Source organism: Halomonas ventosae (assembly GCF_004363555.1).
In the GTDB taxonomy this organism is placed as follows: domain Bacteria; phylum Pseudomonadota; class Gammaproteobacteria; order Pseudomonadales; family Halomonadaceae; genus Halomonas; species Halomonas ventosae.
Genome location: NZ_SNZJ01000014.1, coordinates 36,190 through 51,020, shown reverse-complemented (window position 1 = coordinate 51,020; position 14,831 = coordinate 36,190). Strand labels below are relative to the sequence as shown.

Annotated in this window: 13 protein-coding genes; 1 reads left to right on the top strand and 12 read right to left on the bottom strand. The window is 62.2% G+C overall.

Annotated features, from left to right (window positions below):
* Positions 1-32 precede the first annotated feature (32 nt).
* The 4 genes from DFP85_RS12485 to DFP85_RS12470 all read right to left on the bottom strand — a co-directional run bounded on the left by DFP85_RS12485 (position 33) and on the right by DFP85_RS12470 (position 4,719).
* Entirely contained in the window at positions 33-1,493 is a 1,461-nt protein-coding gene (locus DFP85_RS12485; RefSeq protein ID WP_133636595.1) for an aldehyde dehydrogenase family protein, read from the bottom strand.
* Positions 1,490-2,767, bottom strand: a complete 1,278-nt coding sequence (locus DFP85_RS12480; RefSeq protein WP_133636594.1) for an NAD(P)/FAD-dependent oxidoreductase — start codon at positions 2,765-2,767, stop codon at positions 1,490-1,492. The genes DFP85_RS12485 and DFP85_RS12480 overlap by 4 nt, the downstream gene beginning before the upstream one ends.
* Before the next feature lie 97 nt (positions 2,768-2,864).
* Positions 2,865-3,731 carry a GNAT family N-acetyltransferase gene (locus tag DFP85_RS12475; RefSeq protein WP_133636593.1) on the bottom strand — a complete coding sequence of 289 codons (867 nt, stop codon included), beginning with the start codon at positions 3,729-3,731 and terminating at the stop codon, positions 2,865-2,867.
* 124 nt (positions 3,732-3,855) lie between these two features.
* Complete coding sequence (locus tag DFP85_RS12470; protein ID WP_133636592.1) at positions 3,856-4,719, bottom strand: GNAT family N-acetyltransferase; 864 nt, start codon at positions 4,717-4,719, stop codon at positions 3,856-3,858.
* 359 nt (positions 4,720-5,078) lie between these two features.
* Between DFP85_RS12470 and DFP85_RS12465 the strand changes: the two genes are divergently transcribed.
* Positions 5,079-6,239, top strand: a complete 1,161-nt coding sequence (locus DFP85_RS12465) for a M20 aminoacylase family protein (RefSeq protein WP_208108508.1) — start codon at positions 5,079-5,081, stop codon at positions 6,237-6,239.
* A 92-nt stretch (positions 6,240-6,331) separates the two neighbouring features.
* On the opposite strand, the gene DFP85_RS12460 is transcribed toward DFP85_RS12465, so the two are convergent.
* The 8 genes from DFP85_RS12460 to DFP85_RS12425 all read right to left on the bottom strand — a co-directional run bounded on the left by DFP85_RS12460 (position 6,332) and on the right by DFP85_RS12425 (position 14,791).
* On the bottom strand, positions 6,332-6,739 hold the full coding sequence (locus tag DFP85_RS12460; protein WP_133636591.1) for a RidA family protein: 408 nt from the start codon (positions 6,737-6,739) through the stop codon (positions 6,332-6,334).
* Entirely contained in the window at positions 6,739-7,884 is a 1,146-nt protein-coding gene (locus DFP85_RS12455) for a DSD1 family PLP-dependent enzyme (protein ID WP_208108507.1), read from the bottom strand. The genes DFP85_RS12460 and DFP85_RS12455 overlap by 1 nt, the downstream gene beginning before the upstream one ends.
* 138 nt (positions 7,885-8,022) lie before the next feature.
* Positions 8,023-9,345 (bottom strand): NAD(P)/FAD-dependent oxidoreductase, encoded by a 1,323-nt coding sequence (locus tag DFP85_RS12450; protein ID WP_133636589.1) that lies wholly within the window; start codon positions 9,343-9,345, stop codon positions 8,023-8,025.
* Positions 9,346-9,623: 278 nt separating this feature from the next.
* Positions 9,624-10,955, bottom strand: coding sequence for an MFS transporter (locus DFP85_RS12445; protein ID WP_133636588.1), 1,332 nt, complete (start codon positions 10,953-10,955; stop codon positions 9,624-9,626).
* A gap of 11 nt (positions 10,956-10,966) precedes the next feature.
* Positions 10,967-12,016, bottom strand: coding sequence for an ABC transporter ATP-binding protein (locus DFP85_RS12440; RefSeq protein ID WP_133636587.1), 1,050 nt, complete (start codon positions 12,014-12,016; stop codon positions 10,967-10,969).
* On the bottom strand, positions 12,003-13,091 hold the full coding sequence (locus DFP85_RS12435; protein WP_133636586.1) for an ABC transporter ATP-binding protein: 1,089 nt from the start codon (positions 13,089-13,091) through the stop codon (positions 12,003-12,005). The genes DFP85_RS12440 and DFP85_RS12435 overlap by 14 nt, the downstream gene beginning before the upstream one ends.
* An 88-nt stretch (positions 13,092-13,179) precedes the next feature.
* Entirely contained in the window at positions 13,180-13,893 is a 714-nt protein-coding gene (locus DFP85_RS12430; RefSeq protein WP_133636585.1) for a GntR family transcriptional regulator, read from the bottom strand.
* 31 nt (positions 13,894-13,924) lie between these two features.
* Positions 13,925-14,791: an ABC transporter permease gene (locus DFP85_RS12425; RefSeq protein ID WP_166644642.1), complete on the bottom strand. Its 867-nt coding sequence runs from the start codon at positions 14,789-14,791 to the stop codon at positions 13,925-13,927.
* Positions 14,792-14,831: the final 40 nt, after the last annotated feature.

Genomic DNA, 14,831 nt, shown 5'->3' with positions numbered 1-14,831 from the left:
GAATGGCATTGCGCCGCTGCTGTCGTGGTCCGTTATGCCGACTGGAAACCGACGACGGCTTTCGTTTCCAGATACTCTTCCATGCCCTCGATGCCGTATTCGCGGCCATTTCCCGAACGCTTGAAGCCGCCGAAGGGGGCGTTGGGGTCCCAGGCCGGGTAGTTGAGGTGGACCTGCCCGGAGCGGATCTGCGCCGCCACGGACCGTGCGGTCTCGAGATCCCCGCTCTGGACATGGGCACCGAGGCCGTAGATGGAGTCGTTGGCAATAGCCACGGCCTCATCGATGGTGTCGTAGGGAATGAGACAGAGGACCGGCCCGAAAATCTCCTCCTGAGCGATCTTCATGTGAGACTGCACGTCGGAGAAGACGGTGGGGCGGACGTAGAAACCCCGGATCAGACCCTCGGGTCGGTCAGGGCCGCCACACACGGGCCGTGCGCCCTCGGCGATCCCCACTGCGATCATCTCCTGCACCCGTTCGAACTGGGCGCGGTTGGCCACGGGGCCATGGGTCGACTGCTCTGAGCGCGGATCGCCAACGACCATCTCGGCTACCGCGACGCAGGCGAGACGCTCGACCTCCTGGAGGTGCTGGCGGGGCACGATCATGCGCGTTGGTGCGCTGCAGGACTGCCCGAGGTTGCGGAACGCGGCCGCCACGCCGGGGGCGATGGAACGGCTCAGGTCCGCATCCGGCAGGATGACGTTGGGGGACTTGCCACCGAGTTCCAGGGCCACCCGCTTCACCGTCGGGGCGGCCGCCTGGCTCACCAGGACACCGGCCCGGGTCGAGCCGGTCAGCGAGATCATGTCAACGTCGGGATGCGCCGACAGGGCCGCGCCGACTCCGGGGCCATCACCGTTCACGAGGTTGAAGACGCCCGCCGGAATGCCGGCGTCCCGCACCACTTCCGCGAAGAGCAAGGCGCTCAGGGGCGACAGTTCACTGGGCTTCAGCACTACCGCACATCCCGCCGCCAGGGCGGGGCCCACCTTGGCGGTGATCTGGTAGAGCGGCCAGTTCCAGGGGGTGATCAGGCCGCACACACCGATCGGCTCGCGCAGGATGGCCGTGGTGCCGCGATGGGTGACGAACGGATAAGTGGCCAGATTATCCCGTGCCACGCGGATGTGCTCCGCCGCAAGCTTTACCTGAGTGCTGCGCGCGTAGCCGATGGGCGCACCCATTTCCAGCGAGAGGGCATGGGCGAACAGTTCCGTCCTTTCGAGGATCAGGGCGTGGATGCGATCCAGAAACTTGGCCCTGCTCTCGGGCGAGGTGGCGGCCCAGCCTACGAACGCGCGCTTCGCCGCGGCCACCGCCGTGTCGACATCCGTGCTGCTACCCAAGGCGATCTCGGCGACGGACTCCTCCGTCGAGGGGTCGATGACACCGGTTCGGGTCAAGGGTTCGGGTAAGGTCCACTCTCCGTCGATGAACATGCGATCGAGACGGTCCGCGTTCCTGAGATGTGCGATGGGTGAGATCATAGGAATCGATCCTTGAGACGGAAATAGGCGCCCACGATGGGCAAGAACCAGGGGGGGCCGAAGTGACCGGGAATGGCCGGCCAGTCGAAGTCTTTCCACGGATTAAGCTCGGTGCGCCCGTCCATCACCTCGGCCATCACCGTCCCCATGTAGGTCGCCATCTGCGTGCCGTGGCCGCTGTAACCCACAGAATAGAAGATCCCGTTGCGTTCACCGGCCCGAGGCAGGCGATCGCGGGTCATATCCACCATGCCGCCCCAGCAATAGTCGATCCGCACGTCGGCCAGTTCCGGGAACATCTCGACCATGGATTTGCGCAGGATAGCGCCGCTATCGGCATCCGACTTCGGATTGGAAACGGCGAAGCGGGCGCGACCGCCATAAAGCAAGCGGTTGTCCGGGGTCACCCGGCAATAGTTCACCAGGTTCTTGGTGTCCACCGTCATGCGACGGGTGGGCAGCAGGCGGTCCAGCACCTCGACCGGCAGCGGCTCGGTCACGATAATGAAGGCCCCCACCGGCACGATGCGGCGCCGGATCCAGCCCAGCGGGCCCACATGTGAGGTGCCGCTGGCGAGCATCACCTGAGACGCGGTGATGCGTCCTTGCGGTGTGGTGACCTCGTGTCCCCCGCCGGGCAGTGGGCGCAGCCCCATGACGGGCGTGTGCTGGTGGATTTGCACGCCGCGACGGGCTGCGGCCTCCGCCAGGCCCGTCACGTAGCGTCCGACATGCATACCGGCGGCCTTCTCGAAGATCATGCCGCCGTAGTAGCGCTGCGAACCCACCTCGCTCGGCAGGTCTGCTCGAGAGACCATGCGCGTGTCGGGATCCGCTTGGGCGGCGAGCAACTCTTGGGTGCGGGCGAGCTTGTCGTAGTGCTCGGGTTTCGCGGCCAACTTGAGTTTGCCCGTGCGGGCGAAGCTGCAGTCGATTCCCTCTTCGTGCACCAGCCGCTCCACGGTATCCACCCCGGCATCGAAAGCGTGATAGAGGCGGTTGGCTGTTTCGATGCCCAACTTCGCCGCCATGGCGGTGTAGTCTTGGGCGAAACCATTGTTGCACATGCCGCCGTTGCGGCCTGATGCGGCGCTGCCCACGGTCTCCGCCTCGCAAAGCACGACGCGGGCGCCTTTCTTCGCCAGGGCCAGCGCGGCCGAAGAGCCGGTGAGCCCGCCCCCGACGACGACCACATCCGCCTTGCCCGCCACCGGCTCCTTCGAGACGCCGGTGAATGCAGGGGTGGTATCCAGCCAGTACGACTTGAGTTTCATAAGGTCCTCACTGTATCGCCGGTCTCAGAGGACAACGCCTCGATCGCGATCAGATAGCCGTGGTGAAGTGACGTAAGGGTGCTCACTTGGCGTGCTCCTAACCCAATGACTGGCTGCAAAGTGCAAACAAACGGGCGTTTCCGGAAGGCCGCGGTGCCTCTCCCCGCACCATGGACGTCACCGTATCGACGCGCTTCAAGCCTCTTGTTTCCAGCCACGAACCGAGGCCGGAGCTGGCAGGGATGTCTATCCTGATGAAGACGTCCGGCAGTTGGGAAATGGCTTCCTCAATGAGAGCCTGGGCGTCCGTCATATCGGCCGCCACCACGGGACCGACCACATAACCGCGGCCGAAGCGCCGGCAGGCGGCGTAGCCGGTCACGACACCGTCACGGACAATGACGCTCAGCCGCCCTGCCTGCGACAGGCCCTGCAAGAGCCGGCCCCTGGGCATGCCAACCGTCTCGCTATCAAACTGATCGATCACTGGCAGCTCGCTGACCTCGGCGGCCCGGACACAGCCCAACTCGGGGGAAGACAATACCCGCGTGGGCACACCTTGATGCTGATGCACCTCACCCACAGGCAGGAATCCGCGGCGACCGTAGAGCGCCAACCCTTCCTTTGTGGAATTGAGTAGGAGGGTGTGCGATCCCGCGTCGTCCAGCAGCGCGTCGAAGAGACGTGCGCCATAGCCGTGCCCCTGGGCCGCGTTCGCGACGATGATCATGCCGAGCGTGGAGAATGCATGGCCATACTGCCACCGCATGGCCGTACCGATCAGCCTGCCAGCACGTTCGAGCACGAAGCCCTCTCCCAGGCCTTGGGCGAAGGCCCAATCCTTCAGCCGGTAGGGCCATCCCAACTCGGACGACAGCCCAAGCGCCTGTTGCAGGTAAACGGAAGTGAACCGTGCCAGTTCAGGGGTCCGTGCCTCTAGCGCTTCGTTAGTTCGCTCTGACATGTTTCCACATCCCTGCCGTTTATTAGCTATCAGTGTAAATTGTGCGCCAGTGTCAGTTGTGCCGTTCACGTTCGGAGAGGATCACGGTACGCGCGAGGAAGGCGTGCATGCTCCCTCACCGGGGTCAGAAGAACGCCTGGCTGGCGATGGCGAACTGGCGGATGCCGAGGTCCGCCTGCTGAGGCTCGCCCCGAATCATGGCCACCGGGGTATCGACGTGGGCCAGCCCCAGCTCGCTCAGCAAGGAATCCAGCCCGTGCTCATCGCACATGTCGATACGCACGAAGGCGCCGGTGCGCTTCGCCGCCAAGTGGCTGAGCAGCGCGCGGGCGTGCTCTGCATCGGGAGCGACCACCGGACCGATGATGTCGCCTTGTCCGAAGCTGCGCAGAATGCCGAAGCCGACCGGATTGCCGTTATCGTCTTCGATGACGACGCCTTCGGCGGTGCGCAGCAGCTCGTTCACGACCCGTGTACGCGCCATGCCGGCGGCGCGGGACGCCAGCTCCGCCAGCGCGACGCCATCGCCCGCCTCGGCCGACCGCAGGCGCGTGCCCTGGGGCGGTGCAACGGGAGTGCGGGGAACGACCGCGCCCTGGTGCTGGTAGACCCTGCCGATCACCTCGAAGCCGAGCTTTTCGTAGAGCGGCTGCCCGGCCGGTGTGGCGTGGAGCAGGGTGTTACGCTCGCCGATCGCCTCGAGCAGCCGGTTCATCAGCTCGCCCCCAATGCCCCGCCCCTGGGCCTCCGGTGAGACGATGACCATGCCGAGCGACGCATGGTCGTCGCCATGAGGCCACCACAACGCGGTACCAATCACGTCGCCGTCGCATTCGGCAACGAAGCCGCTACCGAGGTAGTGCAGGAGTTGCCAGTCTTCCGCCCGGTGCCGCCAGTGCACCGCCTGGGAAAGGGCGTGCGCTGCCGGGAAGTCACTTTCCAGCATGGGGCGATACTGGACTCGAACTGCTGCGGTCGCAAATGACATCAGGGTCTCCTTCCGGTTCCCAACATGCTGTTTCTGATAGGCAGTAAGCATACTTCACACCAGGCGGCATAGGCTGCTGCTTTCACAGGGTTAACGGTAGAATATGCCATAGGCGTACTCGATAATAGCAGGATATTGATTGGGATCTCGCGCAGTATATTGGCAGTGATCTCGCGCAGTGAATCTCATAGTGTAGTAAAATAAACAGGTGGATTATTCATTCGTTTCCCTCTTCACATACGCGCATACAGTGAAATTGCAGCAGCGCTGCCGATCGTTAATCTCATTCGATACCTATCCGGCAACCAGCAGGGTCAGGTACCGGAACATGGCTGAAGCTGCCCGACGGAGGCTGGATAATGTCTAAAAAAATAGCGGAAATCGACGATCTGGTGGCGCCGCTGGTGTCGTTTCGTCGTGATATTCATGCAAACCCCGAACTGGCCTACGAAGAGTACCGCACGGCGAACAAGATTGAAGAGGCTTTGCGCCAGCTCGGGCTAGAGGTGCACACGGGTATCGGTGCAACCGGTGTCGTCGCGTCCCTGAAGGTGGGCAATTCCGATCGCGCCATTGGCTTGCGCGCCGACATGGACGCGCTGCCTATCCATGAGGAGACCGGCCTGCCTTACGCCAGCCGCAACCCGGGTATCTTCCATGGCTGTGGTCATGACGGGCATGTGGCGATGCTGCTGGGTGCCGCCCAGCAGCTGGCGCGTAGCCGCCGCTTCGACGGTACCGTTCATTTCATTTTTCAGCCAGCTGAGGAAGGACACGGTGGCGCCCGGGCCATGGTCGAGGACGGGCTGTTCGACCGGTTTCCCTGCGACAGGGTTTTCGGCTTGCACAACTGGCCGGATCTCCCGGCCGGGACGGTGTCGACGCGGCCGGGTCCGATCATGGCGGCTGCCGACAAGTTCGACATCCTGGTGGAGGGGCGCGGCGCCCATGCCGCGATGCCCCACCAGACACCGGACGCCATCCTGGCGGCAAGCGACTTGGTCACCCAGCTCAACGCGCTGGTGTCACGCCGGATTCCGCCAATGTCCACGGCGGTGCTCTCGGTGACCCAGATTGCGGGCGGCAGTTCGCACAACGTCCTGCCCGCTGCGGTCCGCGTTGTCGGCACGGTCCGCACCTTCGATAGCGCGGTGCAGGACAGGATCGAGGAAGCCCTGCGGCAAGTCGCCGAAGGCGTGGCCCTGGCCAGCGGTACACGGATGACCGTGACCTACAATCGCTACTACCCGGCGACGATCAATAACGCCGCCGCCGCCGACGAAGCCCTCGCCGCCGCCGCCATCGTCGCTCACGCCGAACTCGCGCCGGATCCGGCATTCACCTCGGAGGATTTCGCGTTCATGCTGCAGGCATGCGAGGGCGCTTATATCTGGTTGGGCCAGGGTCGCAGCGACGGGGAAGTACCGCTGCATCATCCCCATTACGATTTCAACGACGATGTCCTGGCGACCGGGATTCGCCTGCATGTCGCACTCGTCGAACGTCATCTGACTATCTAATCGCCAGCGCCAATGAGACACTGACTGATTCCCGCAGTCGCGCGAACAAGTCGGTGTCTCCTTTTACGTCCGTACCATTAACATCTATCGGATTATTTCGAATCGACTGCCGCGACGGCGTCGACTTCCACCAGATAGCCATGATGCAATTCTGGAACGGGCACCACCGCCCGGGCTGGCTTGATGTCGCCGAGCGCTTCGGAAAATACCGAATTAAAGTGCGGCCAATTCTCCACGCCGACAATATACGCGGTGACCTTCAATAAACGTTCCGGCGAACTGCCGGCCACCCTGACCACCGCCAGCAGATTGTCCAGCGCCTGCCGGGCCTGATCGCCGAAAGACGCCTCGGGAGGATGGGTGCCGTCGGCACGGACCGGCAGCTGGCCCGACACATGGACCATGCCGCCACAGACCGTGGCCTGGAAATAGTGACCGGCCGGCGCAGGGGCCCGATCCGTCATGACTGTCACAATATCGGATTGGCTGCTATCGCTCATCACCAGCCTCCAAATCGCGGCCATTCGGCCTCAATGACATCGGAACCGTCGCGAACCACATGATAGCTGTCATACTGGGCGCCGGTGGCGCAGGCATGGTTGGGCAGGATGCGGACCCGAGTACCGATCGGCAGATCGGGAAGGATGCCCTCTGATCCGGGGCGCAGGGCGATGACACCGTGCTCCTGATTGGCGTCCGCCACGATCAGGTCGTCATAGGGCTTGCCGTGCACGTCGCAGACCAGACCGTACCCCTGATCGACCTCCTGCTTGGCGGTGCCGCGATCCCGTGACATGGCCATCCAGCCCGCATCGACGAGAATCCAGCCCTTGTCCGGCTGGTGCCCGATAACCGTTGTCAGTACCGAGAGGGCGATATCGTCCACCGTGCAGACGCCAATGCCGGCCATGACCAGGTCAAAGAAGACGAAAACGCCGGCCCTGACTTCGGTGACTCCGCTGAGGTCCCGGCTGAAATGGGCCGTGGGCGTGGACCCCACACTGACCACAGGGCATGGCAACCCTGCTTCACGCAGGACTTCCGCCGCCTTGACCGCCCCCGCGCGCTCCTCTTCGGCACACTGCTCGAGCGACGCCTGGTCCCGAGCGGAATAGCTGCCGCCGGCATGAGTGAGCACCCCGCGCAACTCAGCTCTCCCGTCGTGAAGGACGCGGCCGATCTCAACAAGTCTTTCGGTTTCGTCCGGCAGCACGCCCGAACGATGGCCGTCGCAATCGATTTCAATCAGCGCCGGAATGCGCGTTTTTGCTTCGCGAGAAGCGTCGGCCACAAAGCGCGCTTGTTCGACACTATCGAGAATGACGGCAAGGTCCACACCCGCTGCGCGCAGGGCCAGGACTCGGTACAATTTCCCGGGCGCGATGCCGACAGCATAGATGATGTCGCGCACACCGGCGGCAGCGAATTGCTCCGCCTCCTTCAACGTCGAAACCGTTGCCGGACCTGCATCGCTCATCATGACCCGGCGGGCCACCTCCACCGACTTCCCTGTTTTCAGATGCGGCCGCAACCCGAGCGCAAGGGTGGCCAGGTGGGATTTCAGACGCTGGACATTGCGGCCCATGCGGTCCGCATCAAGCATTAGACACGGTGTTTCGAGCGTTCGAAGCGTGGTTTTTTCCATGGAATCCTGACTCGCTATTGTTGATTCTCCTTGATCTGCATTTAGCTGCATGACGGCCACTGTAAGAGCCCATTCAAGGCGCGACGCAGGTGGAGTGTCGCCAATGATACAAGCAACGCTGGTCACGGTTAGTCCGAGTTAAATCGCACCTACCTCCACCTTCGAGCCATCGAGCAAGCGCGAGAGGCTGTAGGGCTCGGGATCGACACAGGGGGTATCGTTGGCGACCAGGTCAGCAGCCAAATGACCGATCCCCGGCCCCAGGCCGAACCCATGCCCGGAACAACCCGCTGCCAGAAAGAAGCCTGATATCCCATCCATGGCGGAAATCACCGGCACTGCATCGGGCGTGCAATCCACATAGCTCCCCCAAGTCTCGGCCACTTCAATGTTCGCCAGTGCCGGGAAACGTTTTCTGACCCGCTTGAGGATATCGGTAACAGTCTCGGGCATGGCCGTGGGATCGAGCACTCGGATGCGCTCAAATGCGGAGGACTTAGCCGAACCCCAGCCTGCCAGCCCTTCCGGGCCGTGAATGAAGGACTTGCCGATGCCGAACTCCATGGCGCCCAACCGCTTGATGAACATGGGCAGGAAGGACTTCCCATAACGGAGGCCCTGGGGGGTGATTTCAAGCCGTGCCTTGCCACTGATGGCCATCGTATAACTGCCATCGAGGCGGCGGGTAAGCGCGCAATCCGGCGTGTAGATCACGTCCCCGATGTCCGGTGCCGGACGCGTACGCATCGCGGTCTGGCGCACGCTCGCCTGGGGGAAGCGAAGCCCATGTCGCCGACAGAACGCCGATGCCCAGGCGCCTGCTGCACACAGGACCGCATTGGTCCGGATTACACCCTTTTCGGTGATCACACCCGTCACAGCGCCATTGGTAATATCGAGACCGTGGGCGGCGCAGTTCTGGTGGATGCTGGCTCCATGGGCGCGCGCCCCCTCGGCAATCCCCGGCGCCGCGATGGCGGGCTCCGCCTTGCCATCATCGACGGAGTGGACGCCGCCCAGCCATTTGCGCCCCACAGACGGTATCGCGGAGGTCGCCTCCGCGGCGCTCAGGATCTTCGTATTTATGTCGAACTGGCGCGCCGTATCCAGCCAGGCTTCCCATTCGGCGAGCTGCTTGGGATCATCGGTCGCGTACTTGAGGCCGCACCGACGAAATCCGAGGTCAGTGCCAATCTCCGCCGTGAGTTCACCCCATAGCCTCATGGCGGCACCGGAGAGCGGCAATTCCCGGGCATCACGGTTCTGCTGACGGCACCAGCCCCAATTGCGACTCGACTGTTCGCAGCCGACATAGCCCTTCTCGATCAGGGCGACTGAAAGGCCCCGTCTGGCTAGAAAATAGGCTGCAGTTGCGCCGACGATACCGCCACCAATGATAACGACGTCAGCAGAGGATGGCAGATGCTCATCACTTGGGATGTACTTTATCGATGGGGACACAGCAGGAACCTTATTTGAAGGTTAGGATAATCGAACGTCGGTCGAAACCGAGCAGTCCGCCGGTATCCGCTATATACAATCAGTATACGGCGCACGTCCCGGCATTTGTTGCTTCTTTCCTGGAGCAAACCACGAAAATATATCAAAAGTGCTGGCGAAAATGGCAGGAATTCCAGCATCCCCTTAAGCCAGGAAAATGACAGTTTCCGGCAACGATTCAGTACTCGGTTTGCCTGGCCCAAAGCGACATGAGGCCAGACAGGAATAAGCGACGCCTTTTACAGACGCCCCACTCTGCCCCCTGCCGTCGGCCAGGTGCCATGCAGGTCATCGATCACGATAGAATGGACGTGGCGCCCGCCATGGGCATCCGCCAGGTGCGGATCTCCGGGGGACAAGTCGACATGCTCATGTTCCACAGTCAGCACGAGTCCGGCCGGCCAGGCGCGCATGGCCAGCAGGGTGCCCAGAGTGGCCAGCACAGCGAGCACCAGGAAGGCCGTGTCCAGGCCGACCTGGGACCCCACGAGGCCAGCAACGGGGTAGGTCACCAGCCAGGCCGCATGGGCGATGGAAAAGTGTGCCGCGAAGACGGCAGGGCGATCATCTTCCCTAGCCGATTTTACCAACACTCGGCCCGCGGTGGTCACCCCTGCGCCCAGGGCCACCCCCAGCAGAGGCCATAGCAACAGCAAGTTCGACAGGGACTGCGGGACGATCGCGCCTAGGCTCAGCGCGAGCACCGTGACCATGCAGCCGGCCATCATGATGGTGCGGTCTTCCATATGCTTGAGCAAGTAGGGCACCAGCAGCGCCACGGTCATGGAACCGGCACCGAAGCAGGCCATGACCAGCGCCACGTCCCGCTGCCCCAGCCCCAGCACGCTCTGCACGTAGACCACGGTGTTCACCGCCACCATGGCGCCACCCGCGGCGATAGCGAAATGGATGGCCGTGAGCCCCTTCAGGCAGGGGGTATGGAGGAAAATCGTCACCCCGCGGAGTACCCGGGTCGCGAAGCCGCGCTCCCGAGCACATTCGAAGTGTGGAAGCGCCGTCATCGCGATGATGACGGCCGAAGCGAACAGGGCCAGTGCCGTGCCCAGAAAAAGCAAGTTGAAGGACATCAGGGTCAACAGATAAGCCGCCAGCAGTGGACTGATCAGGTTTTCCAGATCATGCGCCAGCCGGGTCAGCGAGAGCCCCTTGACGTAGAGCCACTCCTCGTGCAGCACCGCGGGAATCGTGGCCTGCAACGCCGGGGCGAAAGCCGCCGACGCCGACTGCAGCACGAAGATCAGCACGTAGATCTGCCACACCTCAGTGACGATGGGCAGCGCAAGCACTATTGCCCCGCGCAGCAGTTCCAGCAGGATCAGTACTCTACGCCGGGGCAAGCGTTCGGCGAAGGCCTGAGCCAGCGGTGCGACGACGACATAGGCCCCCATCTTGATGGCCAGCGCCGTGCCCATGACCACCCCCGCCCGCTCCTCCGCCAGCTCGAAGGCCAGCAGTGCCAGAGCGATGGTGGTCAGGCCGGTGCCCAGCAGTGCGATGCACTGGGCCGAGAACAGGCGGCGGTATCGCCAGTCGCGTAGCGGTTCGAACATGATCGGTGCCTCTAACCGGACCCCACTGCCGCCATGTGTGCACGTCTGGCGGGGGCACTCTCCTGCGAATCGGCGGCGTGGTAGGGGCAGCGGACCTGATGCCCATCACTGGTTGTGATCAACTCCGGGAGGGCACGGCTGCACTCTGGCTTGGCAATCGGACAACGAGGATGGAAGCTGCAGCCAGGCGGGGGTGCGACCGGGCTTGGTGGTTCACCGCGCATCGCGGCACACCCTTCTAGCCCTTTCTCCTCGAGCATGGAGGCACTGATCAGCGAGCGAGTGTATGGATGACGGGGGTTGTTGAAGAGTTCCTCACTCTCGGCGATTTCCACAATGCGCCCCAGATACATCACGGCGACCCGCTCACAGAGGTGGTGTACCACGCGAAGATCATGCGAGATGATCAGCAGGGTGAGGTTGTAACGTTGCTTGAGCGAGTCCAGAAGGTTGAGGATCTGGGAACGCATGGAGGAGTCCAGCGCCGACGTCGGCTCGTCACACACCAGCACTTGTGGGTCGAGCAGCAGGGCACGAGCGACCACCACTCGCTGCAGTTGTCCACCGGAGCACTGGCTGGGGAAGCGATCGATGAAACTGGCGTCCAGACCGACATCGTCCAAGGCACGGATGATTCGCTGCAGCCGCTCAGTCCGGGTGCCGATCCGATTCTGGGACAGCGGTGCATACAGGCTCCGTCCTATGGTCATGCGGGGGTCCAGGGCGCTGAACGGATCCTGGAACACCAATTGAACTGTACGTCGCAGTCGCTTGCCTGTGCTTCGGCTGGCCGACGAGACATCGATACCGTCAATATCGATAGTGCCCGATGTCAGTGACGACATGCCGAGAATCAGCCGAGCCAGCGTGCTCTTGCCGCAACCCGACTCGCCCACCAGTCCCAGGGATTCGCCCGGAGCCACCGAGAGGCTGATACCATCTACGGATCGCACCTGCCGACGCTTGCGTAATAGGCCTCCACGCAACGGATAGTATTTTACGGCGTCCGCAATGCGAAGAATCGGCACCGTGGGGTCGGTTCGTGCCTCAACAGCCATCATGTTTACCCTCCACGTCGGACTGACAGATCCTTATGGCCTGGTCCTGGATGTCACCTGATGCCCCGACCCAGCACCGTGCGCAGCAGTCGGGGCCATCATGCTCGACCATCGGAGGGGCGACCCGTGAGCAGACTTCGGGGTGCCCCCACTTTTCGGCGACCTGGCAGCGCGAATGAAACCGGCATCCGGGAATCTTCGACAGCAGCTCTGGGGGATTTCCCGGAATTGCATACAGTTGCCCCGACTCATTGGCTTGCAGGAGTGAGCAGTGAATCAGCGACTGGGTGTAGGGGTGCTTGGGGTTGTGCAGGATCTCGTCAGTCGTGCCCTGCTCCACGATCTCTCCCGAGTACATCACGGCTATCCGGTCGGCGATCGCAGAGACGACGGAGAGGTCATGGGTAATCAGCAGAATGGAAAGATTGCTCTCCCGGCGCTTGCGATCCAGAAGCTTGAGGATCTGCGCCTGAACGGTGACATCCAGCGCGGTCGTGGGTTCATCGGCGATGAGTAGGTCGGGCTCGGCACTCAGTGCAGCAGCGATCATCACTCGTTGCGCCATCCCCCCGGACATCTGGTGCGGATAGCACTTCATCCGTTCTTCGGGCTCCGGGATCCCCACGTCGCGGAATAACTGGACGACCCGTTCGTGCTCTTCTTCGGCGGAAAGGTGCTGATGGATATGCAACGCCTCGCCGGCCTGGGCACCGACCGTGCAGGTCGGATCCAGCATCACGTGGGGTTGCTGAAACAGCATCGCGATCCTGGATCCGCGGAGTTTATTGAAACTGTCCTCGGACAGGGAGAGCACTTCTTCCTCGCCAACACGTACCGATCCCTCGAGAATCGAGATGCCGGAGGGCATCAGGCGCATCAAGCTACGTGCGGTCATGCTCTTGCCAGAGCCTGACTCGCCTACCAAGGCCAGGACCTCACCGCGCCGAACCGTCAAGTTCAAATCATTGATAATGGCGCCGACTCCAGGCACACCGACTGTGAGATTTTCGACTTCAAGAACTGGGGCACATTCCTCCGTTCGTAACTGATGCTGTATGGTTGTTTGATTGGCAAGCATCTTGGAACCCCTCTGAGTTGTGTTTGTGCGGGTGATTGTGGCTAGCCACGCCTATTCGACATCCACTATGCCGACTCGCCTCCTGCTTCTACTTGTCTGTGACGGCTGATTGAGCAGCCGTTTGTCTCGACTTTTCCCAGGCTTTACAGATGGTGTCGACCGGCTCCTGAAGATGCTCGGCCATAGCTTTATCGAGTTGCTCAGCGTCACCGCTCGCTATCAGGTTCACCAACAACTTATGCTCTTCAAGCAGCCGCCCACGTCCGCGATACACCCCGATCAGCTTATTGAGGCAGAGCCCCATTTCCGCCATCAGCGTGGCATACAGGCGGGACAACCGCTGACTGCCGGCGGAATTCACCAGCTCGGAGTGAAAACGGATATCTAAGGCAGCGACTTCGGTCCACTTCTCCTGCTCGATGGCTTGACTCATAGACTCCACGACCGCCATGAGCCGAACGGAAAGCTCCTCTCCGCGACCGGAATGGACAATACGCCGCAATGCGGCGCGCTCTACCGCATCACGGGTGAAATAAATGTCCTCGAGATCGTGTTCCGTGAGCTCCAGCACGAAAACCCCTCGATGCGGCTCGCTGGTAAGCAGTCCCTCTTGCAGGAGGCGTTGGATAGCCTCCCTGACCGGCCCGCGACTGACGCCACAGCTTTCGGCGACCAGCTTTTCGTTCAACTGCATGCCCGGTGGATAGACGCCGGACAGGATGGCATCGCGAATCTGTTCGGTGACCATGCTCGACATTGTCGAGCGAAGGACGGGTTTGGGACCCACATGCAGTTTCATCATGGCTTATCCCTCATCATCAGGAAAATATTAATCACTTGTCATCATGACGCCACTTCATTTTTTCATCCATGTGAGCCTCCAGGCCTTGCCCGATCAGGGTGACACTCAGCGCGGTAATGAAGATTGCCAAACCGGGAATCAGCACCAGGAAGGGAGCACGATCCAGGTAGGGCAGCGCTTCAGCGAGCATCGCGGCCCAATCCGTATCGGGCGGTTGCACCCCGAGCCCTAGAAAGGACAGGCTACCAACTGTGATCAGCTTGTGACCGAAGCGCAGGAACGTTATCGTCGCGAGCGGCCTCAGAACATTGGGAATCACGTGGTACAGGATGATGAAGGTGCGTGAACAGCCGAGTATCTCCGCCGCGCGAATATAGTCCTTGGAATTGATCTCCAGGGCCAGTCCGCGCGCCATGCGTGCAAAGGGCGTCCAGCCGGTCAGGGTCAGCGCCAGGATCAGTGTGCCGTAGCCCGGCCCCAGAATAGCGACCAGGAACAGCGCCACCAGCACATCCGGAAACGAGATGACCAGGTCCACGATGCGCATCAGAAATTCGTCCACTGCGCCACCGACGCGGGCACTGATCGCCCCCAGAAGCGTACCGACGACGGCCGATATCACTAGGGTGATCGCGGTGATGGAGACCGAGAACTGGCCACCATGGAGCAGACGACTGAACACATCCCGCCCCAGGTGATCGAGCCCTAGCCAGTGTTCCGCACTCGGTGGCGAGAAGCGACCGCTAAGGGACATGTCTGCCGGATCGTGAATGGCGAACCAGGGAGTCAGCAACAGCATCGCGATCACGGTGGCGAACACGAAGCTGGCCAGCAACAGCGTACGGTTGTGTCGGGAGAGATGGATAACGAAGGACCACGCCATGTGCACGTTACCCATTCTCGACCTCATGCCCTGCACGCGATCCGGCGACATTGGG